A 22,380-nucleotide genomic window follows, 5' to 3' on the forward strand; every position below is an offset into this window, starting at 1 on the left:
GCGTTGCATTTTTAGTGCTTGAAAAATTCGGTGAAAGCGCGTAAACGCGCACTCACACTCACCGCTGGATTCGCAAGCGATTGCGAAACGCGGTGTTTTAGCAATACAGACTACTGAAATGATTGGGGTGCGACGCGCATCCCCTCTCGATTTTTGAAAATCTGCGGCGCCACGATCAATAGAAGTTCATGTGTTTCCGCGTGCGGAAACGAATAACAAAGAACAAGGACAAGACGAATGAACGGCCAGAATATCCGTATCCGCCTCAAGGCGTTCGATCACCGGATCCTCGATGCCTCTACCCGTGAAATCGTGTCGACCGCAAAGCGCACCGGCGCCAGCGTTCGCGGCCCGGTTCCGCTCCCCACCCGCATCGAAAAGTTTACCGTCAACCGCTCTCCCCACGTTGATAAGAAGAGCCGTGAACAGTTCGAAATGCGGACGCACAAGCGTCTTCTCGATATCGTTGACCCCACCCCGCAGACTGTCGATGCTCTGATGAAGCTCGACCTCGCTGCTGGCGTTGACGTGGAAATCAAGCTCTAAGACCCGGCCCGAACCATCCAAGGTGAGGGCTGAAATAACAAGGAAGGTACGTGGAGCAATCCAACGACTTCCAAACCGGAGACCGGAAACATCGTGAGATGTCGAAGGGCACTCCTTAACAAAGGCCAGAGAGGGTTTTCCCTTCAAGGCTCGCAAGAGGATGAACCAATGCGTTCAGGTGTGATTGCACAGAAAGTGGGTATGACACGCGTCTATAACGACGCAGGTGAACATATCCCTGTAACAGTATTGCGACTGGATAACGTACAAGTCGTTGCCCAGCGCACGGAAGACAAGAATGGCTACACCGCAGTTCAGCTCGGTGCCGGCCAGTCCAAGGTCAAGAACACGACGAAGGCGCTTCGCGGCCATTTTGCCGCTGCCAATGTCGAACCGAAAGCCAAGCTCGTCGAGTTCCGGGTTTCCCCCGAGAACCTGATCGACATCGGTGCAACACTGACCGCAAATCATTTTCAGTCCGGCCAGCTGGTCGACGTCACTGGAACCACGATCGGTAAAGGTTTTGCCGGTGCTATGAAGCGTCACAACTTCGGTGGTGGCCGCGCTTCGCACGGTAACTCCGTATCGCACCGTGCACACGGTTCGACCGGTAACAACCAGGATCCGGGCCGCGTCTGGAAGGGCAAGCGCATGGCTGGTCATATGGGCCAGACGCGCGTTACGACCCAGAACCTCGAAGTCGTTTCGACTGATGAAGACCGTGGCCTCATCCTCGTGAAGGGTGCAGTTCCCGGCTCGAAGGGTTCCTGGATCATCGTCCGCGACGCCGTCAAGTCGGCTGCGAAGTAAGGGAGCCTTATCATGGAATTGAACGTCAAGACCCTCGAGGGAAAAGACGCCGGCAAGGTTTCTCTGTCGGATGAGATCTTCGGCCTCGACCCCCGCCAGGACATCCTGGCCCGCATGGTTCGCTGGCAGCTTGCAAAGAAGCAGCAGGGAACCCACAAGTCCAAGAACCGGTCGGAAGTTTCCCGCACCGGCGCGAAGATGTACAAGCAGAAGGGTACGGGCCGCGCTCGTCACCATTCGGCTCGCGCACCGCAGTTCCGCGGCGGCGGCAAGGCCCACGGCCCGGTCGTTCGCAGCCACGCCCATGACCTTCCCAAGAAGGTTCGTGCGCTCGCTCTGCGTCACGCCCTGTCTGCAAAGCTGAAGGCTGAAGAACTGATCATCGTTGATCAGCTCGTTGCATCCGAAGCAAAGACCAAGGCTCTGCTGGGCAGCTTCGCTTCGCTTGGCCTGACCAACGCTCTCGTTATCGGCGGCGCCGAACTTGATGGCAACTTCAAGCTCGCTGCTCAGAACATCCCGAACGTGGACGTTCTGCCGGTTCAGGGCATCAATGTTTACGACATCCTGCGCCGTGGCAAGCTGGTGCTTTCCAAGGCTGCTGTAGAGGCTCTGGAGGAGCGGTTCAAATGACGGATCTTCGCCACTACGATGTGATCGTATCTCCTTCGATCACGGAAAAGTCGACGCTGGTATCCGAACAGAACCAGGTCGTATTCAACGTCGCCAAGAATGCTTCCAAGCCTGAAATCAAGGCTGCCGTGGAAGCTCTCTTCGGCGTCAAAGTCACGGCTGTGAACACGCTTATCCGCAAGGGTAAGACCCGTCGTTTCCGTGGGTTCGCCGGTAAGCTTAAGGACGTCAAGAAAGCCGTCGTTACGCTCGCCGAAGGTCAATCCATCGACGTGTCCACCGGACTCTAAAGGTTAGGCCCAAGCGGGCAAAGACCCAAAAGGGAACAAGAATATGGCATTGAAAAGTTTCAATCCGACCACGCCGAGCCAGCGTCAGCTGGTTATCGTGGACCGCGCTTCGCTCTACAAGGGCAAGCCGGTAAAGGCTCTCACCCAGGGCCTCAGCTCCAAGGGTGGCCGTAACAACCAGGGCCGGATCACCGTCCGTTTCCAGGGTGGCGGTCACAAGCGGACCTACCGTCTGGTAGACTTCAAGCGTCGCAAGTTCGACGTTGAAGGTACCGTTGAACGTCTGGAATACGACCCCAACCGCACCGCGTTCATCGCGCTGGTTACGTATACCGACGGCGAACAGGCTTACATTCTCGCGCCACAGCGTCTCGCTGCCGGTGACAAGGTGATCGCCTCCGACAAGGCAGTGGACGTGAAGCCCGGCAACACCATGCCGCTTCAGTACATTCCGGTCGGTTCGATCATCCACAACGTCGAGATGAAGCCGGGCAAGGGCGGTCAGATCGCTCGCTCCGCCGGTACGTATGTCCAGCTCGTCGGCCGCGATGCCGGTATGGCCATCCTGCGTCTCAACTCGGGCGAACAGCGTCTGGTGCATGGCTCCTGCCTCGCATCGATCGGTGCTGTTTCGAACTCGGACCACGGCAACATCAACGACGGCAAGGCCGGTCGTTCCCGTTGGCGCGGCAAGCGTCCGCACGTTCGCGGCGTCGTCATGAACCCGGTCGACCACCCGCACGGTGGTGGTGAAGGTCGCACGTCGGGTGGTCGCCACCCGGTTACTCCGTGGGGCAAGCCCACGAAGGGCAAGCGCACCCGTTCGAACAAGTCGACCGACAAGTTCATCATGCGCTCGCGCCATCAGCGTAAGAAGTAAGAGAGGTAGTCACTAATGGCTCGTTCAGTATGGAAAGGTCCGTTTGTTGACGGCTATCTTCTCACCAAGGCTGAGAAGGTGCGCGAGAGCGGACGTAACGAAGTAATCAAGATCTGGAGCCGTCGCTCCACGATCCTGCCGCAGTTCGTTGGTCTGACCTTCGGCGTCTACAACGGCAGCAAGCATGTGCCCGTCTCCGTCAACGAAGACATGGTCGGACACAAGTTCGGTGAATTCTCTCCGACCCGTACCTATTACGGTCACGGCGCGGACAAGAAGGCAAAGAGGAAGTAATCATGGCGAAGGCTAAGACCGAACGCCGGCTGAAGGACAATGAGGCTCAGGCCATTGCCCGTACGCTCCGCGTCAGCCCCCAGAAACTGAACCTGGTTGCCGCTCTTATCCGTGGCAAGAAGGTTGATCGCGCTCTCGCCGAGCTCGAATTCTCCCGCAAGCGCATTGCAGGCACCGTCAAGAAGACGCTTGAATCTGCAATTGCCAATGCGGAAAACAACCATGACCTCGACGTCGACGCTCTCGTCGTCGCCGAGGCCTATGTTGGCAAGTCCATCACCATGAAGCGTTTCCACGCTCGTGGCCGTGGTCGTGCTTCCCGCATTGAAAAGCCGTTCGCTCACCTCACGATCGTTGTTCGTGAAGTTGAGGAAAAAGGGGAGGCCGCATAATGGGTCAGAAAATCAATCCGATCGGCTTCCGCCTCGGCATCAACCGTACCTGGGACAGCCGCTGGTACGCTGACACTGCTGAATACGGCAAGCTGCTGCATGAAGACCTGAAGATCCGGGCTTACCTGATCAAGGAACTCAAGCAGGCCGGCATCGCCAAGGTCGTCATCGAGCGCCCGCACAAGAAGTGCCGCGTTACGATCCACTCGGCTCGTCCGGGTCTGATCATCGGCAAGAAGGGTGCAGACATCGAAAAGCTTCGCAAGAAGCTTTCCGAGATGACCAACTCCGAAACGCACCTCAACATCGTTGAAGTGCGCAAGCCGGAAATCGACGCGACGCTGGTTGCCCAGTCGATCGCCCAGCAGCTCGAGCGCCGCGTGGCTTTCCGCCGTGCGATGAAGCGTGCTGTTCAGTCCGCAATGCGTCTTGGCGCCGAAGGCATCAAGATCACCTGCGGCGGTCGTCTCGGTGGTGCAGAAATCGCTCGTACCGAATGGTACCGCGAAGGTCGCGTTCCGTTGCACACGCTGCGTGCGGACATCGACTACGGCACGGCCGAAGCTGAAACTGCATTCGGCATCTGCGGCATCAAGGTCTGGATCTTCAAGGGCGAAATCCTTGAGCATGATCCGATGGCTTCTGAGCGTCGCGGTCTCGAAGGCGACGCACAGGGCCCTGCAAGCCGTGAGCGTGGCGATCGTCCCGATCGTCGTCGCGAAAACGCTTGATTGACGCTGGCGAAAGATAAGCTCGGAGAAGTAAGAAAATGTTGCAGCCAAAGCGTACTAAGTACCGTAAGCAGTTCAAGGGACGCATCAAGGGCGTCGCCAAGGGCGGCTTTGACCTGGCATTCGGTGAATTCGGCTTGAAGTCGCAGGAACCGAACCGCGTGAATGCACGCGAGATCGAAGCGGCCCGCCGCGCGATCACGCGTTACATGAAGCGCGCAGGTCGTGTGTGGATCCGCGTATTCCCCGACGTTCCGGTTACGGCCAAGCCGACCGAAGTTCGTATGGGTAAGGGCAAGGGTTCGGTCGATTACTGGGCATGCAAGGTCAAGCCCGGTCGTATGATGTTCGAGATCGACGGTGTTACCGAGGAGATCGCCCGTGAGGCGCTTCGTCTCGGCGCTGCCAAGCTCTCGGTCAAGACGCGCTTCGTACAGCGCATCGCAGAGTAAGGAGCAAGGCACATGAAAGCCGATGAAGTTCGCGGCCTCAGCGCCGACCAGCTCAAGGACAAGCTCGCCGATCTGAAGAAGGAGCAGTTCAACCTGCGCTTCCAGAAGGCAACTGGCCAGCTGGAGAAGTCCTCGCGCATCAACGAAGTCCGCAAGGACATCGCCCGCGTTAAAACCATTGCCCGCCAGAAGGCGGCAGAAGCCAAGGCCTAAGGAAGAATAATATGCCGAAACGCATTCTGCAGGGCGTCGTAGTGTCCGACAAGAACGAGAAGACTGTCGTGGTCCGGGTTGAGCGTCGATTCGCTCACCCGCTCATGCAAAAGACCGTTCGTCGTTCGAAGAAGTACAAGGCACACGACGAAAACAATCAGTATAAGGTCGGCGATGTCGTTTCCATCGAGGAATGCGCACCGATTTCCAAGGACAAGCGCTGGACGGTCGTTTCCGCCCAGGCTTAATTTCATCAGAATCGCGCCAGGTCTCTTGTACTTGGCGCGGAATCCTGTATGAAGCAGCGCAAGGACGCTCGTGACCCGGGCGTCTTTTGCTTTGATGCGCACGGAAGGTCCTTCGGGAAACCACCCTGTCACGACATTTCCGCGCAAAAAAAGAGATATTCATAAGCTGGGGCAGGGGGCTCGCTCGGGAGAGTTTGCCCAACCGTTCTGGTAACAACAAGAAGGCGACCTGACATGATTCAGATGCAAACAAACCTCGACGTGGCGGATAATTCCGGCGCACGTCGTGTCATGTGCATCAAGGTGCTGGGCGGCTCGAAGCGCAAATATGCTTCTGTTGGCGACATTATTGTCGTTTCCATCAAGGAAGCTATTCCGCGCGGCCGCGTCAAGAAGGGCGACGTGATGAAGGCGGTTGTCGTGCGCACCGCCAAGGACATCCGCCGCGCTGACGGCAGCGTCATCCGTTTCGATAACAACGCAGCCGTTCTTATCGACAACAAGAAAGAGCCCATCGGCACCCGTATCTTCGGACCGGTTCCGCGCGAACTTCGCGCCAAGAACCACATGAAGATCATCTCGCTGGCTCCGGAAGTACTGTAAGGAGCGAATGCGATGCAGAAGATTCGTAAAGGCGACAAGGTTGTCGTATTGACCGGTAAGGACAAGGGCCGTACCGGCGAAGTAATCCAGGTTTTGCCGAAGGAAGATCGGGCCGTTGTGCGTGGCGTTAACATGGTGAAGCGTCACCAGCGCCAGACCCAGGCCCAGGAAGCCGGCATCATCAACAAGGAAGCATCCTTGCACATCTCCAACATCGCCATCGTCGACAAGGATGGTAAGCCGACCCGCGTTGGCTTCTCGGTTGTGGATGGCAAGAAGGTCCGCGTGGCCAAGCGTTCGGGAGAAGTGATCGATGGCTGATAAGTACGAGCCGCGTCTCAAGGCGGAATACGTTTCCCGTATCCGTGGCGCCATGCAGGAGAAGTTCTCCTACGCGAACGTCATGATGATCCCGAAGCTTGAAAAGATCGTGATCAACATGGGCGTCGGCGAAGCAACCGCCGACTCCAAGAAGCCCACCATCGCTGCCGGTGACCTGGCTGCGATTGCCGGCCAGAAGCCGGTCGTTACCCGCGCTCGTAACTCGATCGCAGGTTTCAAGGTTCGCGAAGGCATGCCGATCGGTGCGAAGGTTACCCTTCGTGGCGCCCGCATGTACGAATTCCTTGATCGTCTGGTCAACATCGCGCTGCCGCGCGTTCGCGACTTCCGGGGCCTGAACCCGAAGAGCTTTGACGGCCGTGGCAACTTCGCCATGGGCATCAAGGAACACATTGTGTTCCCTGAGATCAACTACGATAAGGTTGATCAGATGTGGGGCATGGACATCATCGTTTGCACGACGGCGACGTCGGACGACGAAGCTCGGGCTCTGCTGACAGAGTTCAACTTCCCGTTCCGTCACTAACCGTAACGACGAGCGTAGAAAAGGAACTCCGATATGGCGAAAACAAGCGCAGTTGAAAAGAACAAGCGCCGCCGCAAGTCGGTCGCCCAGCAGGCCGCCAAGCGCGCCGCACTGAAGGCGATCGTGATGAACCAGTCCCTTCCGATCGAAGACCGGTTCAAGGCCACTCTGAAGCTCGCTTCGCTGCCGCGTGACGGCTCGAAGACGCGTATCCGCAACCGCTGCGAAGTAACGGGCCGTCCGCGCGCGTTCTATCGCAAGCTCAAGATGTCGCGTATCGCGCTTCGTGAGCTGGGCAATTCCGGCAAGGTGCCGGGCATTGTCAAGTCGAGCTGGTAAGGAGACGGGCACATGACCATGACTGATCCTTTGGGTGATATGCTCACCCGCATCCGCAATGGTGCTGCTCGCCGTAAGTTGTCGGTAAGCACGCCTGCTTCCAGCCTGCGCGCACGCGTTCTCGACGTGCTGCAGTCTGAAGGCTACATCCGCGGTTATTCCAAGGTCGATTTCGAAAACGGCAAGTCCGAATTCACCATCGAGCTGAAGTACTACGAAGGCGCGTCGGTGATCCGTGAGATCGGCCGCGTGTCCAAGCCGGGCCGCCGGGTTTATGTCTCGGTAAAGTCCATTCCGCAGGTCGCGAACGGCCTCGGCATCACCATCCTTTCGACCCCGAAGGGCGTGATGGCCGATCACCAGGCTCGCGAACAGAACGTTGGTGGCGAGGTTCTTTGCTCGGTCTTCTAAGACCCGAGCAAGGATCTCCATAACGAACAGACAGGATTGAATAATGTCTCGTATCGGTAAAAAGCCCGTTCCGGTTCCCGCAGGTGTGACGGCCAATGTCGACGGCCAGAAGGTCACTGCTAAGGGCCCGAAGGGTGAGCTGTTTTTCGTCGCTAACGACGACATCCAGCTGAAGCTCGAAGATAACGGCGTTTCCGTAACGCCGGCAAACGGCACCAAGGAAGCTCGTTCGAAGTGGGGCATGTCCCGCACGATGATCGAGAACATCTTCAAGGGTGTTAAGGACGGCTACGAGCGCAAGCTCGAAATCAACGGTGTTGGTTACCGTGCCGCCATGCAGGGCAAGAACCTGCAGCTGGCTCTCGGTTTCAGCCATGACGTTGTTTATGAGCCGCCGGTCGGCATCACCATTGCCGTTCCGAAGCCGACGGAAATCATCGTTTCCGGCATCAACAAGCAGCAGGTTGGCCAGGTAGCCGCGGAAATCCGCGAATACCGCGGTCCCGAGCCCTACAAGGGCAAGGGCGTGAAATACGCTGAAGAGCGTATTGTCCGCAAAGAAGGCAAGAAGAAGTAAGGATCACGCGAAATGGCTAGCAGGAAAGAAGCACTTGCACGTCGCGCGAGCCGTGTGCGCCGCCAGATCAAGGCGGTTGCCAACGGCCGCCCGCGCCTGTCGGTTCATCGCTCGTCGAAGAACATCTACGCCCAGATCATCGATGACGTTGCTGGCAAGACGCTTGCGTCTGCCTCCACGCTCGAAGCCGATCTGCGCGGCTCGCTCAAGACTGGCGCCGACGTTGCAGCAGCATCCGTTGTCGGCAAGCTGGTTGCCGAGCGCGGCGTCAAGGCTGGCGTCAAGGATGTCGTATTCGACCGTGGCGCGTTCATCTATCATGGCCGCATCAAGGCCCTGGCAGACGCTGCCCGCGAAGGCGGTCTGAACTTCTGATTTTTTTCCGCCCGGACAATGATCCGGGCGGAATTTCACCGGACCATGCGGATCTCTTCATCGAGGCCGCTGGTCTTTTCGTTTGCCGTTCCACCCGCAAAAGAAAAAGGACAAGGACAATGGCACAGGATAAAAGAGGTTCCCGCGAAGAGCGTCAGAACCGCGAAGAGCGCGATAGCGAATTCGTCGACAAGCTGGTCGCGATCAACCGCGTTGCAAAGGTTGTTAAGGGTGGCCGTCGCTTCGGCTTTGCCGCTCTCGTCGTCGTTGGCGACCAGAAGGGCCGCGTTGGCTTCGGTCACGGCAAGGCTCGTGAAGTTCCGGAAGCTATCCGCAAGGCAACCGAAAGCGCAAAGCGCGATCTGATCTTCGTTCCGCTGCGCGATGGCCGCACTCTGCACCACGACGTCAATGGCCGTCACGGCGCAGGCAAGGTTCTGCTGCGTTCGGCCAAGGCCGGTACCGGTATCATCGCCGGTGGTCCGATGCGCGCCGTTTTCGAAACGCTCGGCGTTCATGACGTTGTTGCGAAGTCGACCGGTTCGTCGAACCCGTACAACATGGTTCGCGCCACGTTCGACGCTCTGAAGCATCAGGTTCATCCGAAGGACATCGCTGCACAGCGTGGCCTCAAGTATGCGACCCTTCAGGCTCGTCGTGCCGCTTCCGGCAACGCTTCTGAAGAATAAGGAGCTGGATCATGGCCAAGAAAACTACTGAAGCCAAGAAGACTGTCACGGTCGAACAGATCGGCAGCCCTATTCGCCGCCCGGCAATCCAGCGTCAGACGCTGGTCGGTCTGGGTCTCAACAAGATGCATCGTCAGCGCACCCTGGAAGATACTCCTGCGGTTCGCGGCATGATCCGTGCGGTCCAGCATCTCGTTCGCGTCGTTGACGAGAAGTGAGACGGAGTAACCTATCATGAAACTCAATGAAATCAGAGATAACGAAGGCGCCTCCAAGGATCGTATCCGCGTAGGTCGCGGTATCGGTTCCGGCAAGGGCAAGACCGGTGGTCGCGGTGTGAAGGGTCAGAAGGCTCGTTCGGGCGTCGCCATCAACGGCTTCGAAGGCGGTCAGATGCCCATCTACCGTCGTCTGCCGAAGCGCGGTTTCAACAACATCTTCGCTTCCGAATATGTTGTCGTATCGCTCGGCCGCATTCAGACCGCCATCGACGCCAAGAAGCTTGACGCTTCCGCAACGATCGATGCCGCTGCTCTCAAGGCTGCCGGCGTTATCCGCCGCGCCAAGGACGGCGTACGCATTCTCGCCGACGGCGAGCTGAAGGCCAAGGTCGCTTTCGAAGTTGCCGGTGCTTCCAAGCCCGCAATCGAAAAGATCGAAAAGGCTGGCGGTTCGATCAAGCTTCTCGCAGTTGCAGCAGAAGCCGCCGAGTAATATATAGACTTCAGACGCCCGGTGCGCATGTCGCTCCGGGCGTTTGCGCTCCCTGGCCACTGGTGCTTTCGATCTAAATCGATTTATAGAGCATCAGGGCAATCTCTTCGCGGTGTGCTTTCAAGGCCCCGCTTGCGGCAGAAAGTGCTGCAGGGAGAGCCTCACAGTTCTTGAACTTCCGTAGGGGAGGGGATAGGACATAAAAAACAGGGTGAGGCATGATGGCGGCCAAGAGCCGCATTCGTCCGAAGCCCGGTTTTGACCAGTATCTTTTAGACCTTTCCGCATTGGCCGGTGTTGCTGGCTGGCAAGGGTCATTCGGAGAAATTTATGGCTTCAGCAGCGGAACAACTGGCTTCGAACCTGAATTTTTCGACCTTCGCTAAGGCGGAGGATCTGAAAAAGCGTCTCTGGTTTACTCTTGCCGCACTTCTCGTCTACCGTCTCGGCACCCATATTCCGCTTCCGGGCCTGAACCCCGAAGCCTATGCGCAGGCCTTCCGTGGCCAGGCCAACGGTATTCTCGGTCTTTTCAACATGTTTGCGGGCGGCGCCGTCGAGCGCATGGCGATCTTCGCCCTCGGCATCATGCCTTACATCTCCGCTTCGATCATCGTGCAGCTCATGACCTCGGTCGTGCCCTCGCTCGAAGCGTTGAAGAAGGAAGGCGAAGCCGGCCGCAAGATCATCAACCAGTACACCCGCTACGGCACGGTGCTGCTCGGCACACTGCAGGCCTATGGCATTGCGGTCGGCCTTGAAAGCGGCAACGGTCTCGTGGTCGATCCGGGCATGTTCTTCCGCATTTCCACCGTCATTACGCTGCTCGGCGGCACGATGTTCCTGATGTGGCTTGGCGAACAGATCACGTCGCGCGGTATCGGCAACGGTATTTCGCTGATCATCTTCGCGGGCATCGCCGCCGGCCTGCCCAAGGCTCTGGCCGGAACGCTGGAACTTGGCCGCACCGGTGCGCTGTCTACCCCGCTCATCCTGATGGTTGTCATCGTCGCCATCGGCGTCATTGGCCTCATCGTCTTCGTGGAGCGCGCCCAGCGCCGCCTCCTGATACAATATCCGAAGCGACAGGTCGGCAACCGGATGTTCCAGGGCGATACCTCGCATCTGCCGCTGAAGCTCAACACGGCCGGCGTCATTCCCGCGATCTTCGCATCGTCGCTGCTGCTCCTGCCGGCAACGGCTGCGGGTTTTGCCGGCAACACCAACCTGCCGACCTGGGCGACCTCGATCATCGCGTCGCTTCAGCACGGCCAGCCGCTGTTCATGGCGCTCTACGGCCTGCTGATCGCGTTCTTCGCATTCTTCTACACGGCGATCGTGTTCAATCCGAAGGATACGGCTGACAATCTCAAGAAGCATGGCGGCTTCATTCCGGGCATCCGTCCGGGTGAGCGCACTGCGGAGTACATCGATTACGTCCTGACCCGCATCACCGTGGTCGGCGCGATTTATCTGGTCTTCGTCTGTATCCTTCCTGAGACACTTATCGCACGTACGGGCATTCCATTAGCCCTTGGTGGTACTTCGCTTTTGATCGTCGTCAGTGTAACTCTGGATACGGTTGCGCAGATTCAGGGTCACCTGATCGCCCAGCAGTATGAAGGTCTGATCAAGAAGTCGAAGTTGCGTGGAGGAAAGAGGGGACGATGAGACTGATATTTTTGGGTCCGCCGGGTGCGGGCAAGGGAACCCAGGCCAAGCGGCTGACGGACAAGTACGGGATCCCGCAGCTTTCCACCGGTGACATGCTGCGCGCTGCGGTCAGCGCGGGCACCGAAATCGGCAAGCGCGCCAAGGCCGTCATGGATGCCGGCGGGCTCGTTTCCGACGATATCGTCAATCAGATCGTTTCCGAACGTATCGAAGCAGCTGACTGTGCCAAGGGCTTTATTCTCGACGGCTATCCGCGCACCGTTCCGCAGGCCAAGGCGCTTGCCGACAATATGCGCAAGAAGAATCTGGTCCTTGATGCCGTCATCGAGCTGAAGGTGGATGAGGAGGCGCTGATTCGCCGAATCGAAAACCGCGTGGCTGAAACCATTGCCGCCGGCGGCACGGTTCGTTCGGATGACAATCCGGAAGCCTTCCGCAAGCGCCTGACGGAATATCGCGAGAAGACCGCGCCGCTGTCGGCCTATTACAGCGAGCAGGGCGAGCTTGTGACGCTGGATGGCATGGCCGATGTCGATGCTGTCACCGAGGCTATCGAGCGCGTTCTCGAGAAAGCCTCTGCCTGATCGACGGAGCGGATGGGCAGGCGCTGTTGCGTTCTTGCCCATATCGCGCTTGCGCATGGCGGCAGATCCTCTGGATCGCAAAAGAATCTTGGCGGAGCCGGTTGCTTTTTTGCGCTGATTCCGTTAAACACCGCGCCAACTCGCGACATCCCAAGCGACTGGCGCGGATTTCCCTTAGGGAAGGGAGATCCGGGTTCGGTCGTTTTGACTTGTCACGGACACCAATTTGAACTGGCGGTCTTGTCGGCCGCTCAAATGGAATCACCACTTGCCGGATGGCAACTGGAACCAAGGAGAAAAGACGTGGCACGTATCGCTGGCGTCAACATCCCGACTGCGAAGCGCGTTGTTATTGCGCTGACCTACATTCACGGGATTGGTCCGAAATTCGCGCAGGAAATCATGGACAAGGTCGGTCTTCCGGCTGACAAGCGCGTTCATCAGCTGACGGATGCTGAAGTTCTTCAGATCCGCGAAGCCATCGACCGCGACTACCAGGTCGAAGGTGACCTGCGTCGTGAGACCTCGATGAACATCAAGCGTCTGATGGACCTCGGTTGCTACCGCGGCCTGCGTCACCGTCGTGGCCTTCCGGTCCGCGGTCAGCGCACGCACACCAACGCTCGCACCCGCAAGGGTCCGGCGAAGGCTATCGCTGGTAAGAAGAAGTAATTTTCCGGTTCTCCGGAAAGGGGAGGCTGGTGCAGTCCGCGCCAGCCTTTCTGAGTTTGGCGAAAAGCTCGGTCACGGGCTGATTGCCGGTGTAGCCGCTGGTGTTACGGCGGTGAAGAGATCAATGAAAGGTATAAAATGGCCAAGGAAGCCGCACGCGTCCGTCGTCGCGAACGCAAAAATATCACGTCTGGCGTCGCGCACGTCAATTCGACCTTCAACAACACGATGATCACCATCACCGACGCACAGGGCAATGCTATTGCCTGGTCGTCCGCTGGTGCCAAGGGCTTCAAGGGTTCGCGTAAGTCGACCCCGTTCGCTGCCCAGATCGCTGCTGAAGATTGCGCGAAGAAGGCTCAGGAACACGGCATGAAGTCGCTTGAAGTTGAAGTTTGCGGTCCGGGTTCCGGCCGTGAATCGGCACTTCGCGCTCTGCAGGCTGCCGGTTTCATGATCACCTCCATTCGCGACGTGACGCCGATCCCGCACAACGGTTGCCGTCCGCGCAAGAAGCGCCGCGTCTGACGCGACCGTGGTTCGGAAATTCCGCCTTACCTCAGGTCTGGCGGAATTTTCGTGTATCTGGCGTGTGCGCGTCGATTTCGATCGACGGACTTGCGCTCAAGAACCCACCGATGAACCGGCTTAAGGTTCCTCTCGGTGTTTTCATGCTCGGTCCGTCACGATTGGATGGTGGCGGCGAACGGAAGGTTTAAAGATGATTCAGAAGAACTGGCAGGAACTTATCAAGCCGAACAAGGTCGAGTTCACCTCGTCCAGCCGCACCAAGGCAACTCTGGTTGCCGAGCCGCTGGAACGTGGTTTCGGTCTTACCCTCGGCAACGCGCTGCGTCGCGTTCTGTTGTCTTCTCTGCGTGGTGCCGCTGTAACGGCCGTGCAGATCGACGGTGTCCTGCACGAATTCTCCTCCATCCCCGGCGTTCGGGAAGATGTGACGGATATCGTGCTCAACATCAAGGAAATCGCCATCAAGATGGACGGCGATGATTCCAAGCGCATGGTCGTGCGCAAGCAGGGTCCGGGTGCCGTAACCGCTGGTGACATCCAGACGGTTGGCGACATCGAGATCCTGAACCCCGACCACGTGATCTGCACGCTGGACGATGGCGCTGAAATCCGCATGGAATTCACCGTCAACAACGGCAAGGGTTACGTACCGGCTGAGCGCAACCGCGCGGAAGATGCCCCGATCGGCCTCATTCCGGTGGACAGCCTCTATTCTCCGGTCAAGAAAGTGTCCTACAAGGTGGAAAACACCCGTGAAGGTCAGGTTCTTGACTATGACAAGCTGATCATGACGATCGAGACCAACGGTTCGGTTTCCGGCGAAGACGCCGTTGCCTTCGCCGCTCGCATTCTCCAGGACCAGCTGGGCGTCTTCGTCAACTTCGACGAGCCGCAGAAGGAAGCAGAAGAAGAATCGGTTACCGAACTCGCGTTCAACCCGGCGCTTCTCAAGAAGGTCGACGAGCTCGAACTGTCCGTTCGTTCGGCAAACTGCCTGAAGAACGACAACATCGTTTATATCGGCGACCTGATCCAGAAGACCGAAGCCGAAATGCTCCGCACGCCGAACTTTGGTCGCAAGTCGCTGAACGAAATCAAGGAAGTTCTCGCTTCCATGGGTCTGCACCTCGGCATGGAAGTGCCGGCATGGCCGCCTGAGAACATCGAAGATCTCGCAAAGCGTTACGAAGACCAGTACTAACAATCAAAAAGGCAGACCCTTTAAAGACTGCCTTTCCCCGTCAAACAGCAGATAAGTCATCTGCATGTGCCAGGAAACGGCAGGCCTTAGAGAAGGAACCTGCGTAGAAGGAGAATAGCAATGCGCCACGGTAATTCAGGCCGCAAGCTCAATAGAACCGCCAGCCACCGCAAGGCAATGTTTGCCAACATGGCTGCTTCGCTCATCACCCATGAGCAGATCGTCACCACGCTTCCGAAGGCGAAGGAAATTCGCCCGATCGTTGAGAAGCTCGTCACCCTCGGCAAGCGCGGCGACCTGCACGCTCGTCGTCAGGCGATTTCGCAGATCAAGGATCAGGATGCCGTTCGCAAGCTGTTCGACGCGATCGCAGCCCGTTACGCAAACCGCAACGGCGGCTACCTGCGTATCATGAAGGCCGGCTTCCGCCAGGGCGACAATGCCGCTCTCGCCGTCATCGAATTCGTCGAGCGCGACGTTGACGCCAAGGGCGCAGCCGACAAGGCTCGCGTTGCCGCTGAAGCTGCTGCTGCCGAAGCCGCATAAGGTCTGACGCCTTTTCCAGGCGTCGTGAATTAAAAAGCCGGGTGAGAGATCACCCGGCTTTTTTGCGTTTGGGTTTTGGGAAATCGAGCAGGCGAGGGTGCTGCCTCTGCAAAGCCTTTGGCGCCTGCCAGATCAGATGCTCGGCTGAAGCTTTGCTTCTCTTACTCCGGAACGTGAATACGGGCCTTGATGTGCTTGAGTTGCGCGACGATTGTAAACGTCATGATGACCAGCAGCGACCATGAACTCCATTTCCCGATATGCACCACGGACCAGGCGCCGATCTGATCGGGATATTTCCAGATGCCGAAGAAGGTGGAGATATTCTCCGCCAGCCAGACGAAAAAGCCGATCAGGATGAAGGAGAGGAGAAGCGGCATCTTCCGATCCCGATCGTAGGGGCGATACACCACCGTTGCGCGGGAATAGAGACCGATGGCGCAGGCGGCGATGTACCAGCGGTAATCACCGATGAAGTGGTGGGTGAAGAAGTTGGCATAGATGGCGATGCCGATCAGCGTCGCCATCCAATAGGTGGGATAGTGGCGAATGCGCACATCCAGCAAACGCCACGCCTGGATGATGTAGCTGCCGACGGCGGCATACATGAAGCCGGAAAAGAGCGGTACACCGAGGACCTTGCTATAGGCGAAGTCGGGATAGGACCATGACTGGATGGCGCCTGACGTCTTGAACACCTCCAGCGCGAAACCGACGATATGGAACAGCAGGATGGCCTTGGCCTCATCCAGCGTTTCCAGCCTGCTCCAGATCATGAAGGACTGGATGCCGAGAGCGATGATCAGCAGCACGTCATAACGCGGAATGCCAAATAGTCCGGCATGTGGCACCACGAAGATGGAGATGAAGAACAGTCCCGCAAACAGGCAGGCACGAGCTTCCTTGATGCCGAAATAGAGAAATTCGACGATGAAGCGCCTGATGCCCTTGAGTTCGCCCCAGGGATAGGTATCGCACAGAAGATCGTCCAAAACCGAGAGGCGGGTTGCGGCTGTACCTGTTGCTGTGCTCATGTTCGCGCCTCGATTTGCATCCGTTAGATTTTCATACGAAAACCGGAAGGAACTCGCATGGGTCCGTCACGCCTTTCCCCGCCTTATTTTGCCCGCATCCGGCTTTTGGCGGCGGCCGTGACGGTGATCATTGGCGGCCTTTGCCTGCGGGCGTTCGGCTACGAGGTGGGATTGCCGTTCGTGGCGGTAAAATACGGCGGATCCGTGCTCTGGGGGGCGATGGTCTATCTGCTGCTGGCGGCCATTCTTCCGTCCCGCTGGCACGGCTATGAGGTTCACATCGCCGTCATTGTCGTTGTCGTCGTGGAATTGATCCGGCTCGTTCATTTCCCGGCGCTGGATGCGTTTCGCGCAACGGCGTCCGGAGCTTTGCTGCTCGGCCGCGTTTTTTCCGTGTGGAATATCGTCTGTTATATCGGCGGGATCGCGGTGGCGTCCTTTACGTCCGGACGGGCCTTGCGCGCTTATTCCTCTTCATCGTCATGATCGTCGGCCGCACCAGCCGATAGCCCAGCAAGACAACCATGGTGCTGATATAAAACACCGGCTCCAGCGTGATCGATTTCCGGGCCAGCACGAAATGCAGCACGCCGACGATGAGGACGAGATAAACGAGCTTGTGCAGTGTGTTCCAGCGACTACCGAGCTTGCGGATGGACCAGCGGTTAGAGGTAAGCGCCAGCGGAATGAGCATGAGAAGGCCCGCCATGCCGAACATGATATAGGGGCGCTTCAGAATATCGCCGGCGATGGAGCCCAGCATCAGGCCGCGATCCAGCACCAGATAGACGGTGAAATGGGCGAGCACATAATAAAAGGCGATCAGCCCCAGCGCCCGGCGATAGGCGATGAGGTTGATGTTGAGGAGATCGCGCAGCGGCGTTACCAGCAGTCCGAGGCACAGGAAGCGCAGGGCCCAGATGCCGAGCAGGTGCTCGAAATCCTTGACCGGGTTGAAGCCGAGGCCACCGGTTGCGGCGAGGTAGAAATACCAGACGCCCGGACAGAGGCCGAGCACATAAAGCGACCAGATGGCTGTCGGCTGGTAACGCTTCGGCAGCGTGGGAAGGGGCAGGGCAAAGGCCATGGTCAATAATTCGCCTTCAGATCCATGCCGGCATAAAGGCTCGCCACCTCGTCATAACCGTTGAACATCAGGGTAGGGCGGTTCTCCGTGCCGAAAAAGCCGCCTTCGCCGATACGCTGTTCCGTCGCCTGGCTCCAGCGCGGATGGTCCACATGCGGATTGACGTTGGAATAGAAGCCATATTCGCGGGCATTGGAGTTTTTCCAGGTCGTTTCCGGTTGTTTTTCGGTGAGCGAAATGCGGACGATGGATTTGATGCCCTTAAAACCGTATTTCCACGGCACGACAAGCCGGATCGGCGCGCCGTTCTGGTTTGGCAGGGTCTCGCCATAAAGCCCGACGGCGAGGATGGTGAGCGGATGACGTGCTTCATCAAGACGCAGGCCTTCGACATAGGGCCATGACAGAGGCTGGAAAAGGCCGCTCTGGCCCGGCATTTCGTCCGGCCGCACCACCGTCTCGAAGGAAACGTATTTTGCGCTGCCCAGCGGCTCCACCTTGTCGAGCAGTGTGGCGAGCGGAAAACCGATCCACGGAATGACCATCGACCAGCCTTCGACGCAGCGCATGCGATAGGTGCGTTCCTCCAGCGGATATTTCATCAGTTCTTCGATGCCGAATTCCTGCGGTTTGGAAACGAGACCATCCACCTTCACCGTCCACGGCGTCGGTTTGAACTTGCCGGAGTACTCCTTCGGATCGGATTTTCCGACGCCGAATTCGTAGAAATTATTGTAGCTGGTGACGGCATCGAGCGGGGTGAGCTTGTCATCCAGCTTATAGGCACCGGCCTTGGCGGAGAGCGGCGCGGCAATGGCCTCGCGTCCTGCCAGTCCTATGGCAGCAAGGCCTGCCGCCGTTCCGAGGAAGTTGCGTCGGGACAGATAAAAGGATTTGGGCGTTATCTCTGAAGACGCGATATGGGGCGGACGATAGGCGGGCATAAAAACCTCCACAAAAGCCGGGTGCATCGGCGATAAATCGATTATGATAGCCAATACGGTCGCTGCACAGATATGTTTCAGCGCTCTGCGGAAAAACAACGCTGAACAGGTGGTAATCGCGCATTTGTGATGGCGTGTCCTCTGCCGATGGTGCCGAATAGAAAGCGTACCGTACCGAACCGTACTGTTTTGCCCCAAGGTGACAGTGACAGGGCTTGCGGTTTGCGCTAGAAAAACCGCAAAATAGGGCAGGAGCTATTTTTACCGCGTTTGCGGAATGCGCTCTTCGCCAGAGATCGAGGAAAACACCATGCCAGCCTATCGCTCCAGAACGACAACCCACGGCCGCAACATGGCGGGCGCGCGCGGCCTTTGGCGCGCCACCGGCATGAAGGACAGCGATTTCGGCAAGCCGATCATCGCGGTGGTCAATTCCTTCACGCAGTTCGTGCCGGGCCATGTGCACCTGAAAGATCTCGGCCAGCTGGTCGCTCGCGAAATCGAGGCGGCCGGCGGTGTTGCCAAGGAATTCAACACCATCGCGGTTGATGACGGTATCGCCATGGGCCATGACGGCATGCTTTATTCGCTGCCGTCGCGCGAGATCATCGCGGATTCGGTGGAATATATGGTCAATGCCCATTGCGCCGATGCGATGGTTTGCATTTCCAACTGCGACAAGATCACGCCCGGCATGCTGAATGCGGCCATGCGCCTCAACATTCCCGCGGTCTTCGTATCCGGTGGTCCGATGGAAGCGGGCAAGGTCGTTCTGCATGGCAAGACGGTCGCGCTCGATCTGGTCGACGCGATGGTGGCTGCCGCTGACGACAAGATTTCCGACGAGGACGTCAAGGTCATCGAGCGCTCTGCCTGCCCGACCTGTGGTTCCTGTTCCGGCATGTTCACCGCCAATTCCATGAACTGTCTGACCGAGGCGCTTGGCCTGTCCTTGCCCGGCAACGGCTCGACGCTTGCCACCCACTCGGATCGCAAGCGCCTGTTCGTTGAAGCCGGTCACCTGATCGTCGATCTCGCTCGCCGTTATTACGAGCAGGATGACGAAACCGTTCTGCCGCGCACCATCGCCAACAAGGCGGCGTTCGAAAACGCCATGTCGCTGGATATCGCCATGGGCGGCTCCACCAACACGGTTCTGCATATTCTGGCGGCAGCCCATGAGGGCGGCGTCGATTTCGGCATGGAAGACATCGACCGTCTTTCCCGCAAGGTTCCCTGCCTTTCCAAGGTCGCGCCTGCCAAGCAGGATGTGCATATGGAAGACGTTCACCGCGCCGGCGGCATCATGCGCATTCTGGGTGAGCTTGAGCGCGGTGGCCTCATCAACCGCGATACCTATACGGTGCACGAAGCGACGCTGGGCGACGCCATCGACCGTTGGGACATCACCCGCACCAACAGCGAAACGGTGCGGCAGTTCTTCAAGGCTGCTCCCGGCGGCGTGCCGACGCAGGTGGCCTTCAGCCAGTCCTCGCGCTGGGACGATCTCGATACGGACGGCGAAAACGGCGTTATCCGCTCGGTCGAAAAGCCTTTCTCCAAGGATGGTGGTCTGGCCGTGCTTTACGGTAACATCGCGCTCGACGGCTGCATCGTGAAGACTGCGGGTGTCGATGAATCCATCCTGAAATTCACCGGTCCGGCGGTTGTTTACGAAAGCCAGGACGCGGCCGTGAAGGGCATTCTCGGCAACGAGGTCAAGGCGGGCGACGTCGTCGTCATCCGTTATGAAGGGCCGAAGGGCGGACCGGGCATGCAGGAAATGCTCTATCCGACCAGCTACCTCAAGTCCAAGGGCCTCGGCAAAGCCTGCGCGCTGATCACCGACGGTCGCTTCTCCGGTGGCACATCAGGCCTCTCCATCGGTCACGCCTCGCCGGAAGCGGCACAGGGCGGTGCCATCGGCCTCGTGCGTCAGGGTGACCTGATCGAGATCGACATTCCGAACCGCACCATCAACCTGAAGGTCTCCGATGCGGAACTGGCGTCGCGCCGCGCCGAGCAGGAAGAGCTGGGCTGGAAGCCGGAAGCACCGCGCAAGCGCAATGTCACGACGGCACTGAAGGCCTATGCGGCCTTTGCGTCCAGCGCCGACAAGGGTGCTGTGCGGATTCTGCCGGAGTAATCCTGTCGCAGAATGGGGTGGGGTTGCCCCAGGTGGGCAGCTTTCTTCTCGAAGTGTCGCAGAGCGACAACAAGCACGCCTCGTCACCCCGGACTTGATCCGGGGTCCAGCGCGATCAAGTCTTTGATCGCATGAGACTCCTCTCACGGCGCAGACGCGCCGTGGCTGGTTGCCGGATCAGTCCGGCAGGACGGAGGAGAGAGCTTCGCACCTCGTCTTCAACTTGAGCCGCCCTCTGGGGCGGCTTTTTGCTGTCTGCACCAGATGATGCAACTCAGCTCACAAACAGATTCAATTGCCTCACAGGATGATTCTTCGACTGCCTTCAACATTTTGTTTTTCCATCGTAAATGCGAATCTACTTGCAGGCTGTTTCCTATCCCGCAGTCACATTGGAGTGATGTTCGTCCAGCGGCTCTTTTCCAGAACGCTGGGATGCCTAACTTCATCACCATGAAAAGACGAACCGCACTCGCCCTCATCGCGTCGCTGCCTCTTGCCCGGCTTGCCCAGGCGCAGAGCGCCGGCAACAATATCCGTTTCGATCCGTTGCTAAGGCAGGCGGATGCGCTTTCCAGCCTCAAGGCGGTGATTGTCAGCATCGATGGCGAAGAGGTTGCGAGCCGCGCCTATCATGGCGCCAGCCTCAATGGCTCCACCAATATCAAGTCGGCCTCGAAATCGGTCATTTCGGCGCTGGTGGGCATGGCGATCGATCGCAGGATCATTACGGGTGCAGACCAGCCGATCGCCACTATTCTGCGCAGTGATTTTCCGCCAAATCCCGATCCTCGGCTGGAGCGGATCACCATCGGCAATCTCCTGTCCATGCAATCCGGTCTGGAGCGCATGTCCGGCCCGAATTATGGACGCTGGGTTGCCAGCCGCAACTGGGTGAGAATGGCGCTGGATTCCGGTTTTGCCGGGGAGCCCGGCGGCGGCATGCTCTATTCCACGGCATCTACACATCTGCTCTCGGCGATATTGACCAAGGCATCGGGCCGCTCGACGCTTTCTCTCGCCCGAGACTGGTTCCGCCCGCTCGAGGGATTTTCCATCGGCGGCTGGGAGCGCGATCCGCAGGGTATCTATCTCGGCGGCAACCAGATGGCGATGACGGCGCGTTCCCTGCTGGCTTTCGGCGAGCTTTATCGTCTTGGCGGCGTAACGCCTGAGGGTGAGCGGCTGATCTCACAGGAATGGATCAGCCAGTCCTGGCAGCAGCGCACCAATTCCGTCTTTAATGGCGATGGTTACGGTTATTGCTGGTTCATCAAGGAAATGGCGGGTGAAACGGTCTATTACGCCTGGGGTTATGGCGGGCAGATGCTCTATATTGTTCCCGCCAGACGGCTTTCCGTGGTCATGACCTCCCGCGAGGACGCGCCTTCGGCCAGAACCGGTTATCGCGACCAGCTGCATGGGCTTATGGAAAACATCATCCGTGCGGTGTGAGGGCAGGCGGTAGAGATCAGAGCGGGCGGTTGATGCTCTGGAAGGCTTCGCCGAGTTTCTTCATCCGTTCCTCATAGGCACCCGTCAGGCAGGCCACGTCGGCTGCGCATTCCTGGCGTTTCTTCAGCCATCGGCTCTGCTCGTCGCGCAGCGTATCGCGCGCGCCCATGGCCATCAGCTGGGTGAGGATATCGAAGGTGGTGGCCATCTTCACATCCTGGTCGTTCAGCGCGCGGTTGTCGCAGATCGCCTTTTCGTCGGCCGCCAGATCAGGTTTGCTGCAATCGAAGCTTGCCGCGCTGGCCGGTGTAACGAAGGAGGAGGCGAGGAGGGTGGCTGCGGCGAGGAGGCTTGGTTTCAGATGCATGGATCGTCTCTTTTAAGGACAGTCGGATGCCGGTGAAACCAGAAAGGGGCGCCGTTGGTTCCAATTGCGTGAAC

The 22,380-nt window shown here is 58.4% G+C and carries 35 protein-coding genes; 31 read left to right on the forward strand and 4 right to left on the reverse strand.

The genetic code is table 11. The annotated features are described in order from the left end of the window. Nucleotides 1-237: 237 nt before the first annotated feature. From rpsJ to rplQ, 28 genes are all read left to right on the forward strand, one after another. Nucleotides 238-546, forward strand: coding sequence for a 30S ribosomal protein S10 (rpsJ, locus tag O3S81_RS02935; protein WP_003507767.1), 309 nt, complete (start codon nt 238-240; stop codon nt 544-546). A gap of 168 nt (nt 547-714) precedes the next feature. Then, nucleotides 715-1,356 (forward strand): 50S ribosomal protein L3, encoded by a 642-nt coding sequence (gene rplC / locus O3S81_RS02940; RefSeq protein ID WP_003507769.1) that lies wholly within the window; start codon nt 715-717, stop codon nt 1,354-1,356. 12 nt (nt 1,357-1,368) lie between these two features. After that, nucleotides 1,369-1,989: a 50S ribosomal protein L4 gene (gene rplD, locus O3S81_RS02945; RefSeq protein WP_003495173.1), complete on the forward strand. Its 621-nt coding sequence runs from the start codon at nt 1,369-1,371 to the stop codon at nt 1,987-1,989. Next, nucleotides 1,986-2,279 carry a 50S ribosomal protein L23 gene (locus O3S81_RS02950; RefSeq protein ID WP_003521003.1) on the forward strand — a complete coding sequence of 98 codons (294 nt, stop codon included), beginning with the start codon at nt 1,986-1,988 and terminating at the stop codon, nt 2,277-2,279. The genes rplD and O3S81_RS02950 overlap by 4 nt, the downstream gene beginning before the upstream one ends. Nucleotides 2,280-2,322: 43 nt before the next feature. Next, complete coding sequence (gene rplB, locus O3S81_RS02955; protein WP_003507771.1) at nt 2,323-3,159, forward strand: 50S ribosomal protein L2; 837 nt, start codon at nt 2,323-2,325, stop codon at nt 3,157-3,159. A gap of 15 nt (nt 3,160-3,174) precedes the next feature. Beyond that, a complete protein-coding gene (gene rpsS / locus O3S81_RS02960) occupies nt 3,175-3,453 on the forward strand; it encodes a 30S ribosomal protein S19 (protein WP_003507772.1) in 279 nt (92 codons plus the stop codon). A gap of 2 nt (nt 3,454-3,455) precedes the next feature. Beyond that, a complete protein-coding gene (rplV, locus tag O3S81_RS02965; RefSeq protein ID WP_006313972.1) occupies nt 3,456-3,845 on the forward strand; it encodes a 50S ribosomal protein L22 in 390 nt (129 codons plus the stop codon). Then, nucleotides 3,845-4,576, forward strand: coding sequence for a 30S ribosomal protein S3 (gene rpsC / locus O3S81_RS02970; RefSeq protein ID WP_003495188.1), 732 nt, complete (start codon nt 3,845-3,847; stop codon nt 4,574-4,576). The genes rplV and rpsC overlap by 1 nt, the downstream gene beginning before the upstream one ends. A 38-nt stretch (nt 4,577-4,614) precedes the next feature. Continuing rightward, on the forward strand, nt 4,615-5,028 hold the full coding sequence (rplP, locus tag O3S81_RS02975) for a 50S ribosomal protein L16 (RefSeq protein ID WP_003507774.1): 414 nt from the start codon (nt 4,615-4,617) through the stop codon (nt 5,026-5,028). Nucleotides 5,029-5,040: 12 nt separating this feature from the next. Then, nucleotides 5,041-5,241 carry a 50S ribosomal protein L29 gene (rpmC, locus tag O3S81_RS02980; RefSeq protein WP_003495193.1) on the forward strand — a complete coding sequence of 67 codons (201 nt, stop codon included), beginning with the start codon at nt 5,041-5,043 and terminating at the stop codon, nt 5,239-5,241. Nucleotides 5,242-5,252: 11 nt separating this feature from the next. After that, nucleotides 5,253-5,489 carry a 30S ribosomal protein S17 gene (gene rpsQ, locus O3S81_RS02985; protein ID WP_077983837.1) on the forward strand — a complete coding sequence of 79 codons (237 nt, stop codon included), beginning with the start codon at nt 5,253-5,255 and terminating at the stop codon, nt 5,487-5,489. 234 nt (nt 5,490-5,723) lie between these two features. Further along, nucleotides 5,724-6,092, forward strand: coding sequence for a 50S ribosomal protein L14 (gene rplN, locus O3S81_RS02990; protein WP_003495199.1), 369 nt, complete (start codon nt 5,724-5,726; stop codon nt 6,090-6,092). Between the two features lie 12 nt (nt 6,093-6,104). Next, nucleotides 6,105-6,413 (forward strand): 50S ribosomal protein L24, encoded by a 309-nt coding sequence (gene rplX, locus O3S81_RS02995; protein WP_003521006.1) that lies wholly within the window; start codon nt 6,105-6,107, stop codon nt 6,411-6,413. Next, on the forward strand, nt 6,406-6,960 hold the full coding sequence (gene rplE, locus O3S81_RS03000) for a 50S ribosomal protein L5 (protein ID WP_142856880.1): 555 nt from the start codon (nt 6,406-6,408) through the stop codon (nt 6,958-6,960). Before rplX ends, rplE begins: the two co-directional genes overlap by 8 nt. A 33-nt stretch (nt 6,961-6,993) precedes the next feature. After that, a complete protein-coding gene (gene rpsN / locus O3S81_RS03005) occupies nt 6,994-7,299 on the forward strand; it encodes a 30S ribosomal protein S14 (RefSeq protein WP_003507785.1) in 306 nt (101 codons plus the stop codon). Nucleotides 7,300-7,311: 12 nt separating this feature from the next. Further along, nucleotides 7,312-7,710 (forward strand): 30S ribosomal protein S8, encoded by a 399-nt coding sequence (gene rpsH / locus O3S81_RS03010; RefSeq protein ID WP_269340883.1) that lies wholly within the window; start codon nt 7,312-7,314, stop codon nt 7,708-7,710. 43 nt (nt 7,711-7,753) lie between these two features. Further along, nucleotides 7,754-8,287 (forward strand): 50S ribosomal protein L6, encoded by a 534-nt coding sequence (gene rplF / locus O3S81_RS03015; protein ID WP_003495204.1) that lies wholly within the window; start codon nt 7,754-7,756, stop codon nt 8,285-8,287. Nucleotides 8,288-8,299: 12 nt separating this feature from the next. Beyond that, nucleotides 8,300-8,662: a 50S ribosomal protein L18 gene (gene rplR, locus O3S81_RS03020; protein ID WP_269340884.1), complete on the forward strand. Its 363-nt coding sequence runs from the start codon at nt 8,300-8,302 to the stop codon at nt 8,660-8,662. A 119-nt stretch (nt 8,663-8,781) separates the two neighbouring features. After that, nucleotides 8,782-9,351: a 30S ribosomal protein S5 gene (gene rpsE, locus O3S81_RS03025; protein WP_004442585.1), complete on the forward strand. Its 570-nt coding sequence runs from the start codon at nt 8,782-8,784 to the stop codon at nt 9,349-9,351. Between the two features lie 11 nt (nt 9,352-9,362). Further along, nucleotides 9,363-9,569 carry a 50S ribosomal protein L30 gene (gene rpmD / locus O3S81_RS03030; RefSeq protein WP_003495212.1) on the forward strand — a complete coding sequence of 69 codons (207 nt, stop codon included), beginning with the start codon at nt 9,363-9,365 and terminating at the stop codon, nt 9,567-9,569. A gap of 16 nt (nt 9,570-9,585) precedes the next feature. Next, nucleotides 9,586-10,065 carry a 50S ribosomal protein L15 gene (rplO, locus tag O3S81_RS03035; protein ID WP_003521009.1) on the forward strand — a complete coding sequence of 160 codons (480 nt, stop codon included), beginning with the start codon at nt 9,586-9,588 and terminating at the stop codon, nt 10,063-10,065. 218 nt (nt 10,066-10,283) lie between these two features. After that, nucleotides 10,284-10,451 (forward strand): hypothetical protein, encoded by a 168-nt coding sequence (locus O3S81_RS03040; RefSeq protein WP_269340887.1) that lies wholly within the window; start codon nt 10,284-10,286, stop codon nt 10,449-10,451. Further along, nucleotides 10,396-11,736, forward strand: coding sequence for a preprotein translocase subunit SecY (gene secY, locus O3S81_RS03045; protein ID WP_269340888.1), 1,341 nt, complete (start codon nt 10,396-10,398; stop codon nt 11,734-11,736). The genes O3S81_RS03040 and secY overlap by 56 nt, the downstream gene beginning before the upstream one ends. Further along, entirely contained in the window at nt 11,733-12,323 is a 591-nt protein-coding gene (locus O3S81_RS03050) for an adenylate kinase (RefSeq protein WP_269340890.1), read from the forward strand. Before secY ends, O3S81_RS03050 begins: the two co-directional genes overlap by 4 nt. A gap of 303 nt (nt 12,324-12,626) precedes the next feature. Continuing rightward, entirely contained in the window at nt 12,627-12,995 is a 369-nt protein-coding gene (gene rpsM / locus O3S81_RS03055; protein ID WP_003516122.1) for a 30S ribosomal protein S13, read from the forward strand. Between the two features lie 138 nt (nt 12,996-13,133). Further along, entirely contained in the window at nt 13,134-13,523 is a 390-nt protein-coding gene (rpsK, locus tag O3S81_RS03060; RefSeq protein ID WP_003495225.1) for a 30S ribosomal protein S11, read from the forward strand. Between the two features lie 193 nt (nt 13,524-13,716). Next, nucleotides 13,717-14,727: a DNA-directed RNA polymerase subunit alpha gene (locus O3S81_RS03065; protein WP_003495228.1), complete on the forward strand. Its 1,011-nt coding sequence runs from the start codon at nt 13,717-13,719 to the stop codon at nt 14,725-14,727. 120 nt (nt 14,728-14,847) lie between these two features. Further along, entirely contained in the window at nt 14,848-15,273 is a 426-nt protein-coding gene (rplQ, locus tag O3S81_RS03070; protein ID WP_003521014.1) for a 50S ribosomal protein L17, read from the forward strand. 161 nt (nt 15,274-15,434) lie between these two features. Here the strand turns inward: rplQ and O3S81_RS03075 are convergent, their stop codons facing one another. Next, nucleotides 15,435-16,307, reverse strand: coding sequence for a DUF817 domain-containing protein (locus tag O3S81_RS03075; RefSeq protein WP_269340892.1), 873 nt, complete (start codon nt 16,305-16,307; stop codon nt 15,435-15,437). Nucleotides 16,308-16,364: 57 nt separating this feature from the next. Between O3S81_RS03075 and O3S81_RS03080 the strand changes: the two genes are divergently transcribed. Next, on the forward strand, nt 16,365-16,793 hold the full coding sequence (locus tag O3S81_RS03080) for a ribosomal maturation YjgA family protein (protein WP_269340893.1): 429 nt from the start codon (nt 16,365-16,367) through the stop codon (nt 16,791-16,793). Here the strand turns inward: O3S81_RS03080 and msrQ are convergent. Then, entirely contained in the window at nt 16,747-17,394 is a 648-nt protein-coding gene (gene msrQ, locus O3S81_RS03085) for a protein-methionine-sulfoxide reductase heme-binding subunit MsrQ (protein WP_269340894.1), read from the reverse strand. The two genes, O3S81_RS03080 and msrQ, sit on opposite strands and share 47 nt — an antisense overlap. Nucleotides 17,395-17,396: 2 nt before the next feature. After that, on the reverse strand, nt 17,397-18,338 hold the full coding sequence (msrP, locus tag O3S81_RS03090; protein WP_269340895.1) for a protein-methionine-sulfoxide reductase catalytic subunit MsrP: 942 nt from the start codon (nt 18,336-18,338) through the stop codon (nt 17,397-17,399). 310 nt (nt 18,339-18,648) lie between these two features. Here msrP and ilvD point away from each other — a divergent pair, with 310 nt between their 5' ends. Together ilvD and O3S81_RS03100 are read left to right on the forward strand one after the other, a co-directional pair. Next, on the forward strand, nt 18,649-20,484 hold the full coding sequence (ilvD, locus tag O3S81_RS03095; protein WP_269340896.1) for a dihydroxy-acid dehydratase: 1,836 nt from the start codon (nt 18,649-18,651) through the stop codon (nt 20,482-20,484). Between the two features lie 453 nt (nt 20,485-20,937). Then, nucleotides 20,938-21,939, forward strand: coding sequence for a serine hydrolase domain-containing protein (locus tag O3S81_RS03100; protein ID WP_269341387.1), 1,002 nt, complete (start codon nt 20,938-20,940; stop codon nt 21,937-21,939). Between the two features lie 16 nt (nt 21,940-21,955). Here the strand turns inward: O3S81_RS03100 and O3S81_RS03105 are convergent, their stop codons facing one another. Further along, complete coding sequence (locus tag O3S81_RS03105) at nt 21,956-22,306, reverse strand: lysozyme inhibitor LprI family protein (RefSeq protein WP_269340898.1); 351 nt, start codon at nt 22,304-22,306, stop codon at nt 21,956-21,958. Nucleotides 22,307-22,380 lie beyond the last annotated feature (74 nt).

It is taken from the genome of Agrobacterium sp. SOY23 (genome assembly GCF_027212525.1).
In the GTDB taxonomy this organism is placed as follows: Bacteria; Pseudomonadota; Alphaproteobacteria; order Rhizobiales; family Rhizobiaceae; genus Agrobacterium; species Agrobacterium tumefaciens_I.